Here is a 21951-nt window from a genome sequence, read left to right on the forward strand (position 1 = left end):
CTGTTTCTTTTTAAAAAAGGTACGTATAAACCCTTTTTGAAAAAAGCATTTAACAATACTTAACAGCATAAAAAAAGCCTCTCATGATCGAGAAGCTATCTGTGTGGTTGAAGGGAGTCGAACCCGAATCCTGTGGCGCTGTATCCTGCTCTCTAAACAACTCAAAAAAACGTTCTGCGGATAATCTTGAAAACCATGTATGTATTGCTACATCTGCCCATTAAAATCAAAACTACGATGGCACATATCTTTCCTTCATAGAAGAATTTATAAGCCATATTGCTATATTCTCTCTTAGTCCCTTACCTCAAATTCAGTTTTCAAACGAATATCATTCGAAGCTGTGCCCACTTGTACTTTAAATGCGCCAGGCTCCACTACCCTTTCCATATCAATACTCCAAAGGGCCAAATCATCAGGCAACAGAATAAACCCGATCTTTTTTTCTTCATTGGGCTCGAGTGCCACTCGCTGAAAACCACGGAGTTGGATTCTAGGAGTACTTACGGAACTGTATAAATCGGTGATGTATAATTGAACCACCTCTGTACCCTTTAGATTTGAGGTGTTTTTTACTTTCACCATAACTTTTTGCACTTCGTTCGATGAAATGACGGGTTTTTCGAGGCTTATGTCTGAATATTCAAAATTACTATAGCTCAACCCATGACCAAAAGCGAACAATGGACGGTTGCTTTCATCAACATAAGTGGCATCTGCAGATTTTTTCTGATTGTAGTATATAGGAATCTGGCCATTGGCACGTGGAAAGGATATAGGAAGTTTTCCAGATGGATTTACCTTTCCACTTAAAATATCAACCGTTCCTTGAGCTGCTTCTTCTCCGGCATACCATGTTTCTAAAATTGCGTCGGCCATTCCAACTTCTTCGGTCAAGACCAAAGGTCTTCCATTTTGAAGTACCAGTACTATAGGTTTACCAATGGCGGCCACTTCGCGTAAAAGTCTTTTACTATACTCATTGAGCTCAAGACGTACTTTATCCCTTCCTTCACCATTACCATCCTTTTCCCCTAGAACCAACACTGCCACATCTGCTTTTCGGGCAGCATTTACGGCCCTTTCGAACATGGTCTCTTCATTGGTGTCTGGGTTGATTTTCCAACGAATCTTGATATCTGCAAATTCGTCGTATTCCGTCAATTCCATCTTTATCGGGTATTTTTTGCCTTTTTGTAACCGCATACTTTTTTTCGACCAAGAGTTTTTATATTTCACATCCCAACTGTCTATCAAGACTTCATCACCAATGGTGAGTCTGCCCAAATCATCTGCCCATAGCTGAAAATTGTATATCCCATTCAATTCTGGGACGAGGTACCCGGTCCATCGAATCGAAAAATTATCACTTGGTATACCCGGCGCCGGACTCAGATTATGCCAATATTGCTCCAATTTTGACTCAACGCGTATCAGGGAGGGTTTTCCCGTAAAATCTGCATTGGCAAAGTATTCTGCAGTCAGCCCTTTCTCACCATTTTCCGTACGTAAAAAACGTTCGTCAATCTCTTCCATAAAGCCAGTGGGAACGCCGACATCTACGTAATCAACCTCGTAATCCGTTTCTTGGAAGGCGTCCAAAATGGATCTTTCACCCTCCGCCCTTCGAGAATATCCCCCTAAAATGGCCTTATCGGCCAACTCACCAATAAGCGCAATCTTTTTAACGCCGTTTCCAAAAGGTAAAACCCTGTTTTTATTTTGTAGAAGAACGATAGATTTATGAGCGGCATCCAAAGCCATCTGTTTATGCTCTCTGTTTCCATATCGCTTATGCTGTAGAGCGCCATCGATATAAGGGTTTTCAAAGAGTCCCAATTTAAATTTTACATAGAGCACACTCGATACGGCCCTATCAATATCATCTGCACTTAAAAGCTTTTCATCCAGGGCATCTATGATCCCTTGGCGAAACACATCGTGCTTATAATCGTAAAATTGCATATCAAGGCCCGCACTTATTGAACTGGCGATAGCTTCTTTGGAGTTTTTGGCCGTTTTATGCACAAATTCCTGTTTTGCAATAGCGCCCAGATCTGAAATTACCATGCCCTTAAAACCCCATTCTTCTCGTAATACCTTTTTCAACAACCATGGGTCGCCTGCTGCGGGAACACCATCCCATTCATGATAGGCTGCCATAGCACCCAGGGCACCAGCTTCAGTAAAGGCCTTTTCAAAAACATATAAAAAATTGCCTCTTGCTTCCCGTTCGCCAATATATACAGGAGCCGTATTCTTGCCCCCTTCGGGAATACTATGTATGCCAAAGTGTTTTGGTTCCGCCACAACTGCATCATCATGGGTCAAGTCATCACCTTGCATGCCGTTAATAATGGCCACTCCATTTCTCGCTGCCAAAAAAGGATCTTCACCATAGGTCTCTTGCACACGTCCCCATCGCGGTTCCCTACCTAATCCTAAAGTAGGGGCCAGCACTAGGTGTATACCCATGGCCCGGGTTTCTGAACCTATGACCTTTCCGATTTTTTCCATGGCATTAACATCCCACATACTTGCCAAACCAATGGGTACGGGAAAAGATGTTGCGCCCTTTCCCAAATAGCCATGAAGCGCTTCTTCAATCATTAAAGCTGGTATGCCCAATCGATTGTTTTCTATGATATATTGCTGTAGTTCGTTGGAAACCTCTGCTGACTTGGGATAGAAGTCACGAACCGACCCGATATTCAAACCATCCAACACAGCTTTTGCTCTTTCCACCGATAGTTCGCCATTCTCGATCAAATCATGGGCTGAATACATATCGAGTTCCCTAATTTTTTCCTCCAAGGTCATTCTCGAGAGAAGATCGGCAACCCGCATCTCCGTATCCAACTCTGCATTTTTGTAAACAGGATTGCCATTGTCTTGTGCGCAACCCAACAACAATACTGTTAGCAAGAGAAGGTAATATCGTTTCATATGCAATGCTATTTTACCGTCAAAATATCCCTTAAGCGAATATCATTTGAAGCAGAACCTATCATAATTCTGAACTCACCGGATTCAACTACCTCGTTCATGTTTTCATCAAGCATGGTCAACATTTCCGGTGTGATGCTAAACGCCACCTCTTTGGTTTCGTTTTTCTTGAGATGAATACGCTGAAAACCTTTTAGCTCCATTACGGGTCGGGTTACTGAGGCGATCAAGTCCCTGATGTACAGTTGCACTACTTCGTCACCATCATGCTCACCGGTGTTGGTCACTTTGAATCTATAGGTAGCGATTCCTTCTTTATTGATTTCTTTTATATCTACCACAAGGTCACTATATTCAAAAGTAGAATAGCTTAATCCATACCCAAATGGAAAAAGTGGTTTTCCGCTAAGATCTCTATAGTCATCACCTCTTCCTGTTGGTTTGTGATTGTAGTACAGCGGTAGTTGGGCTTCGTGCATTGGAAATGTAATGGGCAATCTCCCTGCAGGGTTATAATCACCAAACAGCACATCGGCCACTGCATTTCCACCTTCTTCCCCTGGGTACCAGATATCAATAATTGAAGAAACCTTGTTGATCCAGTTGCCCATGGTGATTGCGCTGCCTCCAACCAAAACCACTGTTATGGGCTTTCCGGTTGTTGCAATCTGATGTATCAGTTCTTTCTGATGTCCTGGTAAGGAAAGGGAGGACCTATCTTGAAATTCTCCTTCGTCTATTCCCACGACCACTATGGCCATATCACTTTTTTTGACGGCATCCACCGCCTCTTTGATTTCGTTTTTCCAAGTACTTTCAACCTCAGCATCCCACAATAGTTTGAACCATACATTTCCGACCGATTCATAAAACTCCACCTTTATATCGTACACTTTGTCTTTTTCAAATTGATATGCTTTTGTCAATTGTTGAAATGTTTGCTTTTTCCAATTGTCAATGACCAACTTGTTATCGATGTACAAACGATAGCCATCGTCACCCTTTATGCCTATATTGATCATACCCGTTTTCGGTGATACCAGTTTTCCCGTCCACCTCGCAGAGTACCAATCGTAGTTAATGGTTTTATCTTCAGGCGAAAAAAGTGTCCACCTAAAATCGATTTTAGGGTCGATTCTCGTGAGCACAGGTTTCCCTTCAAGCTTGATATTATTGAAATACTCCCCTTTTAATCCGGGCACTTTTTTGCCTCCCTCGTAGCAAAAAAGATTGGCCGTCGGAATCGCCATGAATTCTTCTGACACTCTGCCACAACCCGGGGCGTAGTTTATCTTAGTTGTGGCACCCAACTTGTTCTTTATACCTTCCAAAATGGTCACCTTTTTATTTCCAGGTCCCGAATAGCCTCCCAAACGCGCCTCGGTGGCATCTACACCGACTACGGCAATAGATTTTATCGTTTTGTCAATGGGCAAGATTTTATCCTCGTTTTTTAGAAGTACAATAGATTTCTGCGCTGCTTTTTTTGCAAGTTGGAGATGTTCTTCGGCGCCGTTCCATTTTTTTGCTTCCTTAATGTCGACATAAGGATTTTCGAATAAACCCAGTTTAAATTTTGCGATGAGTACCCTTCGTACCGCATCGTTTAGTTTTTCTTCATCTATTTCACCTCGTTCAAATGCAGGATAGTAATGTTGTTTATATACATCGTAGTCTACCTCAAATATGACGTCCAGACCATTTTCTATGGATTGTTTTCCGGCGTCGGCATAGTCTTCAGAGGTGAAATGGATGAGATTGATGATGCCAACCGCATTGGCATCGGAAATTACAAAACCATCAAATCCCCATTCCCTTTTTAATTTCTGGTTGAGCAACCAATCGTTGGCCGTACACGGTCTACCATCCAAGGAGTTGTAAGATGTCATTACAGACCATGCGTTTGCTTTTCGGAAAGCAGCCTTATATGCAGGGAAATACACTTCTTCCAAGAGCCTCTCGTTATAATGAATTGGGTAGCTATCCCTTCCTCCGGCACCAACATTGGCCACAAAGTGCTTGGGCGTGGTAATTACGCCCAGCTTTTCAAACTCAGAAATAAATGATACTCCCATGTGTGTGGTGAGAAACGGATCTTCCCCGTAGGTTTCTTCTGTTCTTCCCCAACGAACGTCCCTGGCAATGTTAAGCACAGGGGATAATATTTGTCGGATACCCCTTGTTTTTGTTTCCATGGCTATGGAATGGGCAACCTCTTTTACCAGGGTGGTGTCCCAGGTTGCCGCCAATCCAATAGCTTGCGGGTAGACGGTTGCGCCTTTTCTTACCAATCCGTGCAGTGCCTCGTCAAAAGGAATAATCGGAATGCCCAGGCGGGTTTCTTCCACAAAATACTTTTGAATGGCATTGGCAAGTTCGGCGGTTTGTTCGGCTTCACCGCCTGCGGCATAATTCAATATTTGCTGGGTGTCTGAGGAGGAGGTGTTCAGCTGAAAGCCAAAGATACCCGCCCTATATTTGCCCAATCCTTCTGACAAATCACAGGGCACCATAAACAATTGACCGAATTTTTCTTCAATGGTCATTCGGGACAATAAGTCGTTAACCCGATCTTCAACGGGCGCATTGGCATTTTTATAGATGAACCTATCTTCATTACTACATGAAAGAGTTGTGATAACAGCTCCAAGAATAAACGCTCTTATAATCTTCAATCGTACCATTTTATTTGTTCTCCATCTTTTACATTGTGCATTCTGGTCATAAACTCTTCCGAATCCCCCACTTTTTCAATCGTAGTAACCATCACATTTTTTGAATCAATGGAAATGAATCTAACGAAATTTTGCTGTAAACGTAAGTGGTAAACGGGTGAAAAATTCCAATTGGTTTCGCTTATGAGGTGAAAATGACTCTAAAAATAAGATGAATGTATTATATGTTCATATGTCTGTACATATTGTTTTTATATTTGAACTACAAAGATCGTGATAACAGAATGAAACGCGTTTCAAAGTGTTTGATCAAGGTCGGTTCACTTAACCGATTAAGTTTCTCGCCAAGAACATTTACTTCATAGACTTCTTTAGCTCCGGTTTGGTCCATCAATTTATCAATGTCTAAAATGGCGTGGTCTCCTTCTATTTCACGAAGGTGCAATATCACCCCGTCATTGGAAGCTGTTGGTCTTGCATTTACCAGCAACAAATTAGGTACATCAAGACTCAATATCGACCTACTTGGTATTTTTTCAATTTTTGAATCCTTGTCCGATGGAACCAAACGCCCGGCCATTCCCACTCTCTGGTTCCATCCAAATTTCGTGGCAAAGGTGTTTGAGGCATTTGATGACGAGGTCAAGAAATAACTCCATTTCATTTCACCATCTTGACTGGCTTTAAAATTTGTTGCCCAATAATTATTTAAAACCCAAGAATAAATGTGCGAATTTTTGGGCTTGCGCTTGTAATAAAACCTACCTGTATTAATGTCACCAAAATGCACCAAGGGAACATCATTACTACTAAATACAATTTGGGCATTATCATTTTGTACTGCGGCAAAGTTTTGAATCACATTCCAATCTGCCGAAGTACCTTCCAATTGATTGGCTCCAGGATTGACCACACCTCCCTGCACATCAAATGCCAACTCATCATTATCGTTCATACCAAAAGGAAAAGCGATATAAACCCCTTCAGGTGAAATCACTGGCAGCTTCACCATGCTATAGGAAAGCTCTATTTTTTTTGCGGTATGGTAGAGCCTGATTTCTAGATTTACACCTCTTTCGTCTGCGCATCCATCAATTTTACCATTCACGGCAACACTTTTCCACAAGGCGTTTTTCTTGATGTCAGAAACGGTAATATCAGTCAGACCGCTAACTTTTCTTTTGATAGGAACATACACCGTATCTCTGCTGGTATTGGTAAGACGCTCCATAGATTTTCGATCTTCAGGCTCTTCATAGATAAATTCGCCCAGTTTGGCCGTGCTATTTGTATCTACCAATTCTTTGCCCAGCTCTTTGTCAAAAATACCTGTAATCACTCCCTTAGCCCTATCTATTTTTAAACGATAGTACTGATTTTCAAGTATGGAATTATCCTGATGATTCGTTACATTAACCTTCTCCCCTTTCCTATCTTCAAGAACAATACGAAAGGTGGCATAACCCATTGGTGGCACATCAATGGCCCACAGTTTATAAGTACTGCCATCAGGTCTGCTTGATATACGTTGTACTTGAATGGCGTGCCCGTTCTCGTCAACTATCTTGTAATCTTTATCCAATGGCAGCAATTCGTGATCAATGTACACATTGACCGGCCCCGAACGCTTCCAATTTAGCGTGTTGAATACAGCCACTGTTGGATATTCTCCTTTCGGAATATGCTGTTGCAGTATCCCTAGTGCCTTTTCTCGAATTAAACTTGACTCTTTGTAAGCTGTCCACGCATATGCAGATTTTTGTCCCCATTGAACCGTGGAATTTTCACCCAGTGGATCCGTGACACTTTCTGCAGCGCCAAATGTATGCTCATCATAAAACAACAATTCATCATAGGCCCTTTCAATTTCGTTGTTAATGGTCGTAGGAAGTTCTGACCCCATGAGATAAGACATCGACAATAGCCCCATATTGCCAATCATTTGAGAATGAGCGGTTCTTGCCGTTTTTGTTTCTCTGAAAGCTGACCCAAAACCATCGGTCCACCAATCTGGCCAAGCCTCTTTTTTTACGGGAAGGTATTCGGCTTGGTGCTGTTCAATGTATACCATAAACTCACTATCCAAAGAAAGCTTCAATTTGGGCCATTCATATTTTTCGTTCCACTCTTTCACAATATCACATGCTATCGTAGATGGAGGTGAGTTGTCGGTCAAGTAGCCTGAAAATTGAAATGCCGTTCTATTGTACGGATAGCCTTTGGCTTCTAAATTGATGAGATAACTTGATAGGTTAGCTCGAAATTGATCCATTTTTCCATTGGTCAAGCTCAACGCATTACCGTGTGCGTAGTGCTCACTTCTGTACGCCAAAAGTCGGTTTCCAGAATTGGATTCCCACCAAAAGGATGTGGGTTTATCAAAGGGAACATGGGCGCGATGACCGTGTTGCCCCATAGTAAGGTATTTTATACCTGTATTATTGTAAAGATCAATCATGGCCCAACCAATACCATTGACGTCATTCTGCATAGCGGTCGTGACATCAATTCCTTTTTCCTTGAAATGTTTTAAGGCCTGTGTTTGCATGGCCAGGGCCGTCTCATCAACAATTTCTGAAAAGTTAAAGAACATACCTGTCACTTCAATACGCCCTTCTTTTATGCGTTGCAACAACCTATCTATTTGACTTTTTGGACGATTTTTCAGGTATTCACGAACCGTCCATGCAGCCTCGCAGGTCCATCGGAACTTGGCTTCATTAGGATAATCATCGGTTTGATCACAATAGTCCAAAGCGGTGTCGATAAAACGTAAGTGTTCTGCCAAAATTTCGGTCTGGGACCTTGTATATCCGATATCGGTATGCGAGTGCTGTACCAAGTGGATGGTCCACTCCCTTACCGGTTCGACCATAAAGCTGAGCTGTCTCTTTTCTCCATTTATTTCAAACTGCACGTCCATTTTCGTAGGTGACCGTACCGCCGGAACCAAAAAATCAAACTCATTAAAACCAGTGTTGATATTGAATTTCTTTTTCTTGTTGGGTGTAGAAACACTCACAGTAGTTGGTTTTTTTAGGTGCATCAATTCAAACCGTATGCTATGAAAAAGCGCACCATCTTTCTTTACAACTATTTTCGACTGCTGTGTTTTGACTTTCTCATTTAGCTCACGCTTGAACGTCATAAACCATTCGTTACTATCATTATCAACACCGTCTACTTTCAAGACTACCGCCTTACCCTTAGTAAAATAGGTGTCAGGAACGGTAAGTACCGCTGTACCCATTTCATCAAGATTCATATCAACCATGGAGCGGTTGAATTGTAGCACAATACCGTCTTTTCCCTTTAGCGTTCGCATGGCTTCACCATTATTGGGTGATGAAAAGGTCATGACCTTTTTGCCATTTACATAGAGGTCAAATTGTTGACTGGGGGATTTGGCGCCAATACCATAGCCCCAAATAAAGGATGCCGTTTTCTTCGTATATGAATTTGGTATTACCTCGGTTTGCCATTCAATCGGCTCGAAATTTGATTTTGCCCTTGTCAGAAGGGATTGATCTAGATGCGAAAAGGGGGAATGATATGCAAAATTAGCACCGGAAATCGAAGCCTTGTACCCCGCGAAATAATTGTCTTGGGCATGAGTTTTCGAAACAAACAACAGGATCAGAAAATACCAGAACAAGGTGGGTGCTTTAAGTTTTTTGATTGGGGGAGAAGTTTCCATTTCTAAATTTTCTAAATGTTTCAAACTAAATTCATGTATACAAAAACAATGGGGCCAATTCACATTGACACCTTCCTATTCCTTTTTCTTCCAAGGTCTTGCCCTTGGTTTCAGGCAACATTTTTACGATGATATTAATTGCCGGAATTAAGCACATCGCAAAAAACCACGGGGTCATTTGTTCTATAAAGGTGGTGCCCAAGCAAATGACCGGGGCAGCAATATGGGCGAGAAATGTGACATTATTCTTCAAAATGAAATTATTGGATTGCCTATTCTTTTTCCAAGAGTGAAAGTGCCGACTTCATATACCCCATGGCATAAGCCATGCCAGCATACCAAGGTGCATCGCAGGTCATTTGCGGAGTGTGGTCAGGAATTAGAACACCGTCAAAATCGTTTTTTTTGAGGATTTTCAAGATTCGAAACATGTCAATGTCTCCTTCGTCGACAAAAACCTCATGATAATTGGGCACCTTGCCCTTGACGTTTCTAAAATGGACGTAACCAATTCTGCCCTGTTTGCTATACGTTTCGGTGGCATCGTACACATTGCCCTCGGTCATTTCAGCAATGGATCCCAAACAAAACTCCAATTGGTTTGCCGGACTTGCATTCATATCGATCAACTTTTGATACATATGGGGTTGGTACACCAATCTAGGGGTATTTCGCAAGTAGGGCACGGGAGGGTCGTCAGGATGTGCGGCCATGGTAACCCCAGCTTCTTCGGCAACGGGTAAAATCCCGTCTAAAAAATACCGCAACCGATCCCATAACTCATCATGGTCAATTTTTGGCAGCGTACCTTCACCGGCATTTTCATCGTAGACCATGTTCCAGACCATTCCATTAGGAATCGGTGTGTCATCCATACCGTTCATGCCAACAGAAATTGCTTTCCCACGTGCCAAAGGCCCTTGGTATCTTGATGACACTCCTGCCAACGAAAAGTTGTAGCCAAAAATCGGGATTCCTACTTTCCCCACATTGTGTATCAGCTGTTTAAGCTTATTCATTTGCTGTTCTTTCTTAGGCCCATCCAACAATACATCATACCAATGTGCAGGATCAAAATTTTCAATGGCCTCAAGTTTCAAACCATGGGCGTTGATCTCATTTTTAATGGTCAACAACTCGTCATAAGACCAGACTTCATCGGGGTTGCCAGCTTTGCCCCAACCTGTTTTGCCCCCTATGGGTTGGTCTACATTGTTTCTGCTATGCCCAAAATAATCTACTAGATGAATGATCACATGGGTAGCACCACATTGTTTTGCAAAATTGTAATGTGATGCATTGAGCATATGTTTGTACAAACCAAATCCTAACTTCATGATTTCTTTTTCTTCATTGTTAACGTATTTATCTCATCCTCAGAAAAATCACAAAACTCCAGTAGTATCTCCTTGGCATTTTCGTTGAGCAAGGGTGCGGATCTGTAGACTTTTTGTGGCGTTTCACTGAACCATACGGGAAAACCGGTAGTTTTCACCTTGCCTATGGTCGGATGATCAAGTTCGATGATCATTTCATTATGTTCTATTTGCGGGTCAACGACCATTTCGTCAAATGTGTTTACCTGAGAGCACCAAATATCATGTTCCAATAAGGTTTGAAGCCATTCTTCTGAGTTTCTGGTCATAAAAACAGCGTTGAAATTGAGGCGAATCCCATCCCTATCCTCCATAATGTTGTTTGAAGCAAATGCATCGGAATTGTATTGTTCAAGACCCACGACCTGAGCTAATTTTTGCACTGAGTTCATTCCGATGGCGATATAACCATCTTTGGTATTGTAGAGTCCGTATGGAGCCCCAAGCCATGGATTGGGAATACCGCTTTCGCTTCGTTCAGGATTCCCTCCTTTATGCAGATACGCCGTGATTTCCTGAATATGAAATCCTACAACTGAATTCAACAGATTGGCCTCTATTTTTTGGCCCTCACCTGTCTTCTCACGATGATAAAGAGCCGCTAGAACCGATTGATTGATGAATAAACTGGTCAACAAATCTGCCTGGCCCACGGCAGTGACCACGGGCATTTCTCCCTTCTTGCCATTAAGTGCCGCCCCTCCACCCATAGACTGGGCCAATAAATCCTGCCCTGGGCGATGTAAATAGGGGCCAGAAGAACCATAGCCCGAACTAGAGCAATACACCAAAACCGGATTTAGCTTTTTCATGTCTTCATACCCAAGCCCCAATCGCTCCATTACCCCTGGCCTAAAATTCTCGACCAAGATGTCGGCCTTGGCAATAATATTTCGTGCAATTTCATTTTCTATGGAATCTTTAAGGTTAAGTGCAATGCTTCGTTTATTTCTATTGAAACTAACAAATGAAATGCTCTCACCTTCGGGATATAGATTACCGTAAGAGTAATGTCGCATCCAATCCCCTTTTACCGGTTCGATCTTGATGATATCGGCCCCCATATCGCCCAACATTTGCGTAGCCCATGGCCCTTGGGCCAACTGGGTAAAGTCAGCTACTACCAATCCGCTCAACGGCCCATCTTTTGTTTGGTCTTTCTTTTGCATCGATTTAGCTTTTTGTCATTTCGTAACGTCATTATCGGGAAACACAATGCAAACCGGAGATAGAAATTCTTTGGTTCGGTAGCGTTCTTCCAGTTTACCGTTCTCTTGAACTTTATAAACCACTGTATCATGCGAGTTTTGGTGACAGGCAATTAACCATTCCCCATTTGGGGTAATATTAAATTCCCGTAGCTCCGCTCCACCGGTATATTGTATATCGACAAGCTGTAATTCTCGATCGATAATCTTAAAAATGGTGATGGCTTCCACTTTTCTGTTGGCAGCATATAGAAACTTACCATTTGGAAGAATTCGTATGGCCGAACCACTGGGTACTTCTGAATAGTCTTCAGGCAATGAACTATAGCTCCCTATTTGTTTGAAATGCCCCTCTCCCTTTTCCAGCACCGAAACCTCACCAGAGAGTTCGTTGAGCACATAAGCCAAAGTTCCGTTGGGGTCAAAAACCATATGCCTAGGACCACCCCCAGAACTGACCTTTGTATCTTTTGATGCGTCTGCCATCAGCATGTCTCCTTCAAAACGATAGGTCTTTATCGTATCAATACCAAGGTCACAGACAAAAATGTCTTTTTGATTGGGATGAATGGCAATCTGATGCGGATGGGGTGCTTCTTGCCTGACCTTATTAATGCTGCTTCCTGAATGATGGTGCTCATTTTTAAGGGGCATTACTTTTCCGGCTGGATCTAAAGGAAATTGAAGCACATTTCCCGTGGCATAACAGGCAACCAAAGCATTATTTGTATACGTTTTGATATGACAGGGATAACCCCCTGGAATGACCTGTTCATTTACAAATTGCAATGAAAAGTCTTTGTTTATCATAAACGCCTTTACTACGGGATTTTCGTCTTCGGCAAGTTCTGTATTACAATACAACATTCGACCATCATCTGATAGGGCCAGATAACTCGGGTTTCTTGCTTCTATGGAATACAAGGCCTTCAGCCCACCTGTTTCGGTGTTCATTTGTACCGTATATATACCCAGTCCGGTGCCACCAAAATCAGGTAAAAGGTACTCTGTGTAACTGCCCATAAAAAACGTCAACATCATGGTGGGTTATGATTTGTCAATAAAATCTTGAATGGCCTTCTTTGCCTCGTCACCAAAGAAAAGTGCTGTCACAGCCTTGCCTTCCTCTTCAATTTTCTGTTCAAAAGGAATGGATGAAAGGCTCAATTGAGCCAATTTCTTCAGTTGTTTGATGGCTTCTGGCGATCTTCTGGTCAACTTTTGCGCAAAATGCTTCACTTCAGCTTTGAACGCTTCTTCTGGGTACACATGGTTAACGATTCCCCATGCATGAAAAACCTTCGCCGGGTACTGCCCCCCGGTAAACAATACCTCTTTTGCTCTATTTATGCCTATTTTCTGTATTAGGCGCTGGGTGCCGCCACCGCCCGGGACAAGGCTTAAAAACACCTCTGGCAACCCCATCTTTGCGGCTTCTGAGGCAAGAATGATATCACATGCCAATGCGATTTCGAACCCTCCGCCCAAGGCAAAACCGTTCACTGCGGCTATCCATGGTTTTGGAGCATTTTCTATGGCTGAATACAATTCTAGTCCTCTTTCTTGAAATGACCTAAACTCTTCGGGGGATTGGTTGCCGTATTCCTTGATATCGGCGCCGGCCATAAAGGCACGTCCCTCTCCTTGAACAATTGCCACCAAAACCTCTTCGTTCGCATTAATGGTTTTAATGGCATCGATGATTTCATTCATCATTTCTTGGTTCATCGCATTCAGCTGTTCAGGCCGGTTAAAATTTAGCATGCCTATTTTATCTGCGATGTTTACGGTGATGTTCCTGTACTTTTTTTTCATCTCAAGCCATGTTTTTGTACAACTGATTTAGACCTTTTATCATTTGGTCTGAAGAAAGGTCTTTTAAAAGACCGTTATGCAACAAATCTGCTCCCTGCTCTTGAAACTCATTCCAACCGGCATGCCTTGGACGCACATAGGCTCTTTGCATGGTTCTCATGGTATGGGCAAAGAAATTATCGCACAACCCATTATTGGTTTCTGACAACCATGCCATCAGATTGCCCGGCTGACCACCATTTTGGGTATAAATTCCTTTTTGTGTTTCCGCTTTGGCCGTAAATATGGCGTAGGCCACGGCCAATTCCTTATGTATGCTATTAGAAGAAACTGCCAGACCTACCCCTCCCAATATAGTGGATACATCTGTTGCCGGATTTATGGGACTATTGCTGAAATTGACCTTATTCTTTGCGTATCCTTCTCTAGAATAGTTGGTATAACCAAATAAAAATGGCGAGTAGACAATTGAATCTTCATTGGCCATTCTATCTAAAATCTGAATTGGGTTCCACTGTAGGGATTGGGGATGTAAATGACCCAAATGGTACTTCAACTCATTCAGAACGGCGATGCCTACTTTTTCATCAATACTTCTATCTTTAATAAAATCATTACCGGCATCTTGGGCACATAGCGTTAAAAATGTACACCAGAGGTCGGTCGGGCACAAAGGCCATGCTACCGAATGATCTTTGGGAATCAATTGGTAAAAGCCCAACAACTGTTGACGTGTTTTTGGAAAAACGAGTTGATACTTTTCCATTAGATCATTTCTTGATGCAGCGACCAACGCAGCAGCGTCAATTGGCAAAGCATATATATGATTCTTGTAGTCATATGAACCGAAACTTGGTCCGACCGATTGTTCAGAAAGTGCCTCTAAAAAAGTATCAGAGATCATTTCTTCAAGCGGTAACAATAGTTTATTGGCAAAGGCCTGCCCCATGTAGGGATGGTCTATGGTTATCAAGTCATAGTGTTCAATCAAATTCTCAATGGGCATATCGCCAAACTCTTTTAATGAGCGAACATCCCATTCAATATGTACGTTACCTTGTTTTTTCGCAAACGCTAAGGATGTAGCTCTTAGCGGTTCATATCCCCTAGGATGGTCCCATGCAATACCCCTTAAAATAATAGTGTTTGACATGGGTATGGACTAGTTTTTCTTTCGGGCGGGCCTGGGATCATATTGAATGGTATGGTTCATATACGCCCCATCAATGTAGATATCAGCACCATTTATGTAATCTGCAAGGTCGCTTGCCATAAACGCAACCGTGTTGGCCACATCTGAGACATTTCCGATTCTTCCTTGAGGAATCCATCGTTCAAATTTATCCTTGCCAAAATTGGCTATCTCTTTCTTGTTCATATTTGTCTCTATGGCCCCAGGGGCTATGGAGACGACCCTAATGTTCTTCTCTGCCAATTCAAGTGAGAGACATTTAGAGAACATCTTTAACCCTGCCTTGGCGGAACAATAGTGAATCAGTCCTTTTCGTGGAACCACATCATGGATCGAAGAGATATTAATGATGACACCACCACTTTTTGATTCCATTCTTTTGGCCGCATACTGAGAACATAAAAAGGGACCTTTTAAATTGACGTCCATTATTCTGTCCCAGGTTGTTTCTTCCATGTCCAGAACGTGCACAACGCTCTCACAACCCGCATTGTTGACTAGGATATCGACAGTGCCGATTTCCTTATCCATTTGAAGAAACATGGCTTCTACCTCTTTGGCCTTGGAAACATCAGCTTTAAAGCAAGCTGCTTTCGTGCCATAGGTTTCTTTGATTTTTTTTGCGAGCGCTTCCGCTTTGTCACTACTATTGTTATAATTTATAAATACGTCTGCACCACATGTCGCCAATTGGTTACAGATTTCAGCCCCAATACCTTGGCTACCTCCCGTAACCAGTGCTTTTTTTCCTTTTAGATCTATCTTTTTCATCGACTTCTATTTTAAGCTTTGCACATTGTTCAAAATAGTGCTCACCTTATGTTTTAATTCTTCTTGTTGTTCATGGTTGAGTTCGTAGTGTTCAAAATCAGAAATATGGGTATTCGATTTTTCCACCAAGATGACCTCACAACCTTCACACATGGCAATATTGTGCCAAGTACCAACTGGGATGTTATAGGTAATATTGGGCTCCATTAGCTGTATTTGAAAACGTATTCCGCTTTCAGTGATTTCAGCTGCGATCAACACGGCATGCCCTTTTAACAAGATGAAAACCTCATCCGTTAAACGGTGAACATCCAATCTGGTTATATTTTCAATTTCTTGTTCTGGCATGTAGTTCAACTGGGCCACTTGCCACCCATCCCTAATCAAAAAGGGGTGGTATCCATTTGCTTTGATCTGAAATTTTTCTATCAAGTTTTCTCTTTTGGTCATTTCTGATTTTTCTTCCATGTCATTTCTATCTCTTCCAAGGTCTTTCCCTTTGTTTCTGGAACAAACTTCCATATGAACCAAATCGCTGGGAGTGTCAAGACCGCATACAGGAAAAAAGTTCCTGAAGGCTTGATGTGTTGAATGAATATAGGGTTGGTAAGGGTGATGAAAAAGCCTGTCACCATTAATGAAAAACTACCGATGCTGACTGCAAGCCCCCTAATTCTAGTTGGAAATATTTCACTGATTATAACCCAGACAATGGGGCCATAGGAAAAAGCAAAACAGGCTACATATAACAACAACGGAATGAGCACCATGGTAGAGCCTATGGCAAACAGTATACCCACACCTGCCAAAGACAGCGCAGCGCCGATAACACCGACAAGCAATAGTTTTCTTCTGCCATAACGTTCTATATTCATTATGGCTACAAAGGTGAAAACCGAATTGACCAATCCTACCAATACAGCCCCCAAAAAGGAGCTTTCCACACTTTTTATCGCCTCGTTCAAGATGTTAGGGGCAAAGTACATAATGGCGGCAATACCGCTTAAATGGGAAAACATGGGCAGTAAAACCCCTATTAAAAAGGGTCTTCTCAAATAGGGTTTGAACAATTCTTTCATCCCTTTAGCCGGAGCCAAAGAAACGTTCTTCATTTCCTCCAACTGGGTTTTGGCCCGCTCTATCCCACCGATTTTAACCAAGGTAGCGAATGCTTGTTCTTTCTTTCCGTTGACCATGTTCCATCGTGGGCTTTCCGGAACAAAAAAGAGCATCGATAAAAATAGTAGGGCAATGGGTATCTCGGTACCGAACATTCCACGCCAAAGTTCCTCAACAAACAACCAGTTCCAAAAACCAACCTGTTCTCCCGTAATGATCCCCGCATCTTCACCCGCTCGGCTCAGCACTATCCAATCGACCAAAAATGCAAGTAAGATGCCAAGGGTAATGGACAACTGGTAGAGCGAAACCATTTTACCCCTTTTTTCAGGCAACGTTAGTTCTGAAATATAAATCGGTGCAACAACCGAGGTAATACCCACCCCTATACCACCAATTATTCGTACAACGATCAGCGTTATAAATGAGGTGTCCAAGCTTGAGGTAATCCAATAGGCGGTATTGAGATTGCCGTTGAATTGCGGGGGTAACATAGACCCCAATGCAGATAGGGTAAGGCACGAAGCTGCCAGTATCAAGGCTTTCTTTCGACCATATCGATCCGTAACTTTTCCGGCAACAATACATCCAAAGATTGTTCCCAAAAGGGCTGATGAGACCACCCACCCCAACATACTGGACGATAAATCATAATGGGCTTCCAAAAAGGAATTACAGCCTGATATAATGGCCGTGTCATAGCCGAAAAGAAAACCACCAAGGGTCGACACAAAGGTTATGGTCAGGAGATATGCAAAAGATTGGTTTTTCATGCTCGATGATTGAAGTACTACATGATCCCAAATTTTTCAAAAGCATCTACAGCGCTCATGCCTTCTTGCAGGGCCTTTTTTACCAGTTGCTCTCCCCTGGCCTTTTCAATGGCCCCAGAAAATGCTTCATCAACCGCCTTCTTTGGTATAATAAGAACACCATCCCGGTCACCATAGACCACATCTCCTGGAGTAATCCTTACGCCTTCAATCTCTATGGGTACATTATAGTCGATTACCTTACCGCGAGGGCCTTGGTCCTGGGCATATCCACCGTACGAAAATGTGGGAAATCCTAAGTTTAAAATTTCATTGGTATCTCTTGACCAACCATTTAAAACCGCTCCAGCAGCTCCCAACTTCATGGCCCGCGTACTCATCAAACCACCCCATAGGGCATATTCGGGAGAAGATCCGGAGCAAATATATACCTCGCCTTCCTTTAAACTATCCAAAGCTTCAAACATGATCCCAAAGGGCTTTTTCATAAGAGGATTATGTGAACCCTTGCCAACCTCTTCAAAAACATCGGCCTCCAATACGGGCATGGCCCTACCAATGACCACGAAGTCGTGGTGCAACGGCTTCAAATGGGGAGGAAGAAATTGATGTAAGTATCCCATTTTATCTAAAACATCACCTACAAGAGCTACAAAAAGTTCACGCTTTGCAATCTCATAAAGTTCATTATCATCTTTCCAAAGTCCTTTCATTTTGAAGTTTTATGGGTTAATTTCAAGTTGAGTCACTTCTTTTTAGGCTATTTTTCGGCCTCGAGGCTAAACGTTTCAATGGCATATTTGCCCACCTTTAATTGGGGTGAAACAATTTTTGGGTCTTCTTCGATTATGTTGGTATGCTTATAGGACCTAATATCAAAATGAGAGGAAACATTTACTGTATTATCTTGGTCTTTTACATTATACATGCGAAGAATAATATCTTCTGAATCTTCCGCTTTTTTTATTGTCGATATCATTACATCTTCTGAATCAATGGCAAAGAAACTCTTGGTTTCCGGTAAAAATGATTTCACCGAGGTATCAGGATTGAACATGACATACAAGGGCTCGTTCTTCTGTTTCGCCACTTTTTGCCCTGCAATGCTGCCTGCCCTGTTCGAGGTGAGTACATTGTGATAGTCATGATTGCCCGCCTGTGAATACTCATTGCCTTCCCAATGGCAAGATGTTCTACTTGCCAATAGCAAATTTTGCAATACGGCTTTATCTGCATGATGTCCGGTAGGGTCTATCCAATCAGCAGCTGCAACTGATGAGCTCAGTGTGACAGAGATCTCATCATCTGTGGCGGAAATCCAATCGACAATAGCTCTAGGGTGGACATCTTTGCAAAGTGGCGTATAGCGCTCACCCGCCGTTTTAATTTCATCTTTGCCCACCCTTACGCTTCCAAAAGGAACTTCATGGGCCACTTCGGGCCTATTCATATTGATGGGAAAGGCCGTTCTAAATTCTCTGTACAACTCACCTGACCAATTGCGTAAACTAGTGTCAAAATAGACACGTTTTAAATCATGGTATAGCGTAACATCTTGTCTTACAATCGCATGCAAAATCTGTTGTTCTAATCTGTACGTTGTATACACCGGGCCATTTTCCAAAATTATCCAATCTGGGTCATGCAGACTTACCTTGTCAAAATCGACCATACTTGGTTGTTGCACGTCTCCGAACTCACCTGCGCCATTACCAACAGATTGAAGCGTAAAGACATCGCCCACCTTGAAGTTGTCGGTCAAGAATAAATCTTTTTTCATCTCCTTATCAAATATCTGCGCTATACCCCCCTTTTCAAAACTGACTTTATAAAATGGATTGTTGTACGTGGACGCGGTCGCATTGGCGGTTTTCGAATCTGGCACCTTTTCAGTGTCCGTTATATAGTAGGTAACATAGCCGATAGAAGGTACATTTTTTGCAATAAAGGTGATATCGGCGCTTTTTAGGCTTCCATCATCATAACGTACTACATTGGCGCTTTGCGTAAGCACTTTTTTCTTATCGGAAGTAACCACTTGCACATGCTGTATTTCACCTTTTGCAAAACTGACCTCGGTGGTAACCGGATCGGTTCTATTCCATGAAAGACTATTGAACAGCACAATGGGTATTCCGGCTTTCTCATTTTTACTTATTCGACTTGAAATGAAGTTCATGCCTTTGTTCAGCAGGTTTTTTCCCATGGTTCTAGCTTTCACGAGATTCTCTTTGAACAGATTATCGGTAATATCACCATCGTGACCGCCCCATCCGTGATCGGGGTATATCTTGGCTTGCCAGGCCTCATCAAATTCTTTAAATGGATATTGCACTTTCTTGGGATCAAGAATGTTTGCTATTGATAGGAATTTTTCAGCAGCCGGTAAAAGTTTTGAGGCTTCCCGACTGGCGGTAAGTGCATCGTGGTGACCGGGACCATGAATATATACCCATACATTGGGGCGCTCTCCCATAATGGTATCCACTTTGGTAGCGTTTTTCTCTGCCAGAGGCATGAATTCATCTACTGTCATTAGTTCCATATTGGGCAGAAAAACCTTTTTTTCCACTTGGTCATCATCTTTCAACGAATCAAAAGCGTTCCAAGCTTCAATAAAATCAGAATAGTCGATCGCCGGAAGCATATCTTGGGATGATAGTAAAGGAGTGTGTATTTTGTTTTCTTCAAAATTCCCTTCCCAGAACAGTATTTGTTCTGCACCGTATTTCATTTTGTTGTTCAGATCTCGTGACAGGTACAGCAAATCGTTGCCATAATGTCCGGGAGAATAGGTGAACACTGAACTTCCATCCGGACTCTGCCAGTGGAACATGCTTTTCGCATGCCTGCTTATGATCATGTAATCTACCCCGGCTTTTTTCAAAATTTGAGGGGTCTGTAAAGATTTTCCGGGCACGTCTACATTCCAATACACCTTGGAGTCGTAGCCCCCAAAGGTCTTTTTTACCCATTTTTTACCCAAATACAGTTGACGTACTTGATCTTCCGCATCGTACATATCCTCGTATGGGCAATTATATGTAGCCCCGACCGATATGAGTTTTTTATTGAGCAAGGTGGTCAAACGTTCTTGTGACTCTGGGTGACGTTCCAGGTATTCACGAAGCATCAGCCCATCTTCGATATCGAAGCCGTAATCATCCCTAATAAATGCATCGTTTAACACTGGTTTCAACAAAAGGGTATCCCTGAGAATAATGCATACTTCTGGTCGATCTACCCATGCAATGTCTTGATGGCTGGAATTCATAATGGAAACCAAGCCATTATCGTATTTCTTATCAAAAAAGTTATCATAGGTTTCGTAAAACTCAGGCTTATAGAGCTTGGTCAAGGAAGCAAACCAGCCGTCGGAAAAATGGGTACGGTGATGGTACAAAAATTTACCGACAATGTCGGTTTTGGACAGTGTACCGTCCCCTTTTTCAAATTCAAGGGCTATTTCAGATCCATCATAAACAATGGCAAAACTCTTTTTTGGGGGGGCAATTGCAAAAGATGCCTTGGCAAGTTCTCCCTGTTTCCTAAGCGTTTTACGACCGCTTTCTTTACCATCGCTAATAAGATGCACTTTTTTGCCGGAAAAATGTGCGGGCGCGTCTACGTAAAGTAGGTTATTTTTTTGCTTGATTACGAAAGCCGCTTCACTGGCCACTGATTCTTTGATTCGCGCTACGGCATCTGTTGCCTTGAAAATCATCACCCAGCAGTTGGAGTTCTTTTTGTGCCCAACAAACCTAATTTTTGCGCTCTTTCCTTTTTCAATTGATGATGTTGGCACGGTCAGGCGAAAGGCTCCCAATCCATCGCCATTACCATCTCTTTTGACCAAAACATATTCTGCATTTCCGTTTCCAGGATTGTCGGTGACAGACAATGTTCCGTCTTCATTGGAATTAAAGGTCAATACGTGTTTATCGTTTACAGAAATATCAAACGATTCGCTAAAATTCAGGTCTATATCGCTCAGCATAAAAAAGGTCACGGTGTTCTGGTCATGGTCGACCGGCACCTCACCTGTTAAGAATTCAAACCCCATTTTACCTGTCGTCGCCCGGGCGATCATTGACACTCCTATATCTTCCCGTATGGAGGGATATAGAAAAAACTCCGATCCAGACAGCATTTCCTTATATCCCTCGATGTCATTTTTTGCGATATTGAACAAGCGATAATTAGTATTCAATTCTTGAATATGCCCGTTACCATTGCCCTCGTGCATGAGCACGTTCATTGTTTTTTTTGATGGTGGCAATGGGTTGTTAACATTGGAATATACCTGCATGCCCACTAAAAATAAAAGGCTCCAAAATGCCTTGATCAATGGTTGATGATCCTGTTTCATAAGTTTCTAT

The 21951-nt window shown here is 42.4% G+C and carries 14 protein-coding genes; all 14 read right to left on the reverse strand.

From position 1 onward, the window contains the following. Nucleotides 1-294: 294 nt before the first annotated feature. The 14 genes from L0P89_RS04620 to L0P89_RS04680 all read right to left on the reverse strand — a co-directional run bounded on the left by L0P89_RS04620 (nt 295) and on the right by L0P89_RS04680 (nt 21941). Complete coding sequence (locus L0P89_RS04620; RefSeq protein ID WP_235267230.1) at nt 295-2946, reverse strand: glycoside hydrolase family 3 N-terminal domain-containing protein; 2652 nt, start codon at nt 2944-2946, stop codon at nt 295-297. Between the two features lie 8 nt (nt 2947-2954). Beyond that, entirely contained in the window at nt 2955-5630 is a 2676-nt protein-coding gene (locus tag L0P89_RS04625; RefSeq protein ID WP_235267231.1) for a glycoside hydrolase family 3 protein, read from the reverse strand. 253 nt (nt 5631-5883) lie between these two features. After that, a complete protein-coding gene (locus L0P89_RS04630; protein WP_235267232.1) occupies nt 5884-9318 on the reverse strand; it encodes a glycoside hydrolase family 38 C-terminal domain-containing protein in 3435 nt (1144 codons plus the stop codon). Between the two features lie 31 nt (nt 9319-9349). Beyond that, a complete protein-coding gene (locus L0P89_RS17050) occupies nt 9350-9571 on the reverse strand; it encodes a hypothetical protein (protein ID WP_409557562.1) in 222 nt (73 codons plus the stop codon). Nucleotides 9572-9590: 19 nt separating this feature from the next. Beyond that, a complete protein-coding gene (locus tag L0P89_RS04635) occupies nt 9591-10655 on the reverse strand; it encodes a mannonate dehydratase (protein ID WP_235267233.1) in 1065 nt (354 codons plus the stop codon). Next, nucleotides 10652-11863 (reverse strand): CaiB/BaiF CoA transferase family protein, encoded by a 1212-nt coding sequence (locus L0P89_RS04640; protein ID WP_235267234.1) that lies wholly within the window; start codon nt 11861-11863, stop codon nt 10652-10654. Before L0P89_RS04640 ends, L0P89_RS04635 begins: the two co-directional genes overlap by 4 nt. Nucleotides 11864-11878: 15 nt before the next feature. Continuing rightward, complete coding sequence (locus L0P89_RS04645) at nt 11879-12943, reverse strand: lactonase family protein (RefSeq protein WP_235267235.1); 1065 nt, start codon at nt 12941-12943, stop codon at nt 11879-11881. Between the two features lie 6 nt (nt 12944-12949). Beyond that, nucleotides 12950-13717 carry an enoyl-CoA hydratase/isomerase family protein gene (locus tag L0P89_RS04650; protein WP_235267236.1) on the reverse strand — a complete coding sequence of 256 codons (768 nt, stop codon included), beginning with the start codon at nt 13715-13717 and terminating at the stop codon, nt 12950-12952. 1 nt (nt 13718) lies between these two features. Further along, complete coding sequence (locus L0P89_RS04655; protein WP_235267237.1) at nt 13719-14870, reverse strand: ABC transporter substrate-binding protein; 1152 nt, start codon at nt 14868-14870, stop codon at nt 13719-13721. A gap of 9 nt (nt 14871-14879) precedes the next feature. Then, complete coding sequence (locus L0P89_RS04660) at nt 14880-15680, reverse strand: SDR family NAD(P)-dependent oxidoreductase (RefSeq protein WP_235267238.1); 801 nt, start codon at nt 15678-15680, stop codon at nt 14880-14882. 6 nt (nt 15681-15686) lie between these two features. Beyond that, nucleotides 15687-16130: a hypothetical protein gene (locus tag L0P89_RS04665; RefSeq protein ID WP_235267239.1), complete on the reverse strand. Its 444-nt coding sequence runs from the start codon at nt 16128-16130 to the stop codon at nt 15687-15689. After that, a complete protein-coding gene (locus tag L0P89_RS04670) occupies nt 16127-17572 on the reverse strand; it encodes a sugar porter family MFS transporter (protein ID WP_235267240.1) in 1446 nt (481 codons plus the stop codon). The genes L0P89_RS04665 and L0P89_RS04670 overlap by 4 nt, the downstream gene beginning before the upstream one ends. 17 nt (nt 17573-17589) lie before the next feature. Next, the gene (locus L0P89_RS04675) at nt 17590-18285 is read right to left on the reverse strand and encodes an RraA family protein (RefSeq protein ID WP_235267241.1); all 696 of its coding nucleotides are present in this window, start codon (nt 18283-18285) and stop codon (nt 17590-17592) included. Nucleotides 18286-18332: 47 nt separating this feature from the next. Further along, nucleotides 18333-21941, reverse strand: a complete 3609-nt coding sequence (locus L0P89_RS04680; protein ID WP_235267242.1) for a glycosyl hydrolase-related protein — start codon at nt 21939-21941, stop codon at nt 18333-18335. Nucleotides 21942-21951: the final 10 nt, after the last annotated feature.

The sequence above is a fragment of the Muricauda sp. SCSIO 65647 genome, assembly GCF_021534965.1.
GTDB lineage: Bacteria > Bacteroidota > Bacteroidia > Flavobacteriales > Flavobacteriaceae > Flagellimonas_A.

Excerpts from the sequence above, each read along its gene's own strand:
- L0P89_RS04620 (WP_235267230.1), bottom strand. The coding sequence starts at position 2,946 with ATGAAACGATATTACCTTCTCTTGCTAACAGTATTGTTGTTGGGTTGC.
- L0P89_RS04625 (WP_235267231.1), bottom strand. The coding sequence starts at position 5,630 with ATGGTACGATTGAAGATTATAAGAGCGTTTATTCTTGGAGCTGTTATC.
- L0P89_RS04630 (WP_235267232.1), bottom strand. The coding sequence starts at position 9,318 with ATGGAAACTTCTCCCCCAATCAAAAAACTTAAAGCACCCACCTTGTTC.
- L0P89_RS04635 (WP_235267233.1), bottom strand. The coding sequence starts at position 10,655 with ATGAAGTTAGGATTTGGTTTGTACAAACATATGCTCAATGCATCACAT.
- L0P89_RS04640 (WP_235267234.1), bottom strand. The coding sequence starts at position 11,863 with ATGCAAAAGAAAGACCAAACAAAAGATGGGCCGTTGAGCGGATTGGTA.
- L0P89_RS04645 (WP_235267235.1), bottom strand. The coding sequence starts at position 12,943 with ATGATGTTGACGTTTTTTATGGGCAGTTACACAGAGTACCTTTTACCT.
- L0P89_RS04650 (WP_235267236.1), bottom strand. The coding sequence starts at position 13,717 with ATGAAAAAAAAGTACAGGAACATCACCGTAAACATCGCAGATAAAATA.
- L0P89_RS04655 (WP_235267237.1), bottom strand. The coding sequence starts at position 14,870 with ATGTCAAACACTATTATTTTAAGGGGTATTGCATGGGACCATCCTAGG.
- L0P89_RS04660 (WP_235267238.1), bottom strand. The coding sequence starts at position 15,680 with ATGAAAAAGATAGATCTAAAAGGAAAAAAAGCACTGGTTACGGGAGGT.
- L0P89_RS04665 (WP_235267239.1), bottom strand. The coding sequence starts at position 16,130 with ATGACCAAAAGAGAAAACTTGATAGAAAAATTTCAGATCAAAGCAAAT.
- L0P89_RS04670 (WP_235267240.1), bottom strand. The coding sequence starts at position 17,572 with ATGAAAAACCAATCTTTTGCATATCTCCTGACCATAACCTTTGTGTCG.
- L0P89_RS04675 (WP_235267241.1), bottom strand. The coding sequence starts at position 18,285 with ATGAAAGGACTTTGGAAAGATGATAATGAACTTTATGAGATTGCAAAG.
- L0P89_RS04680 (WP_235267242.1), bottom strand. The coding sequence starts at position 21,941 with ATGAAACAGGATCATCAACCATTGATCAAGGCATTTTGGAGCCTTTTA.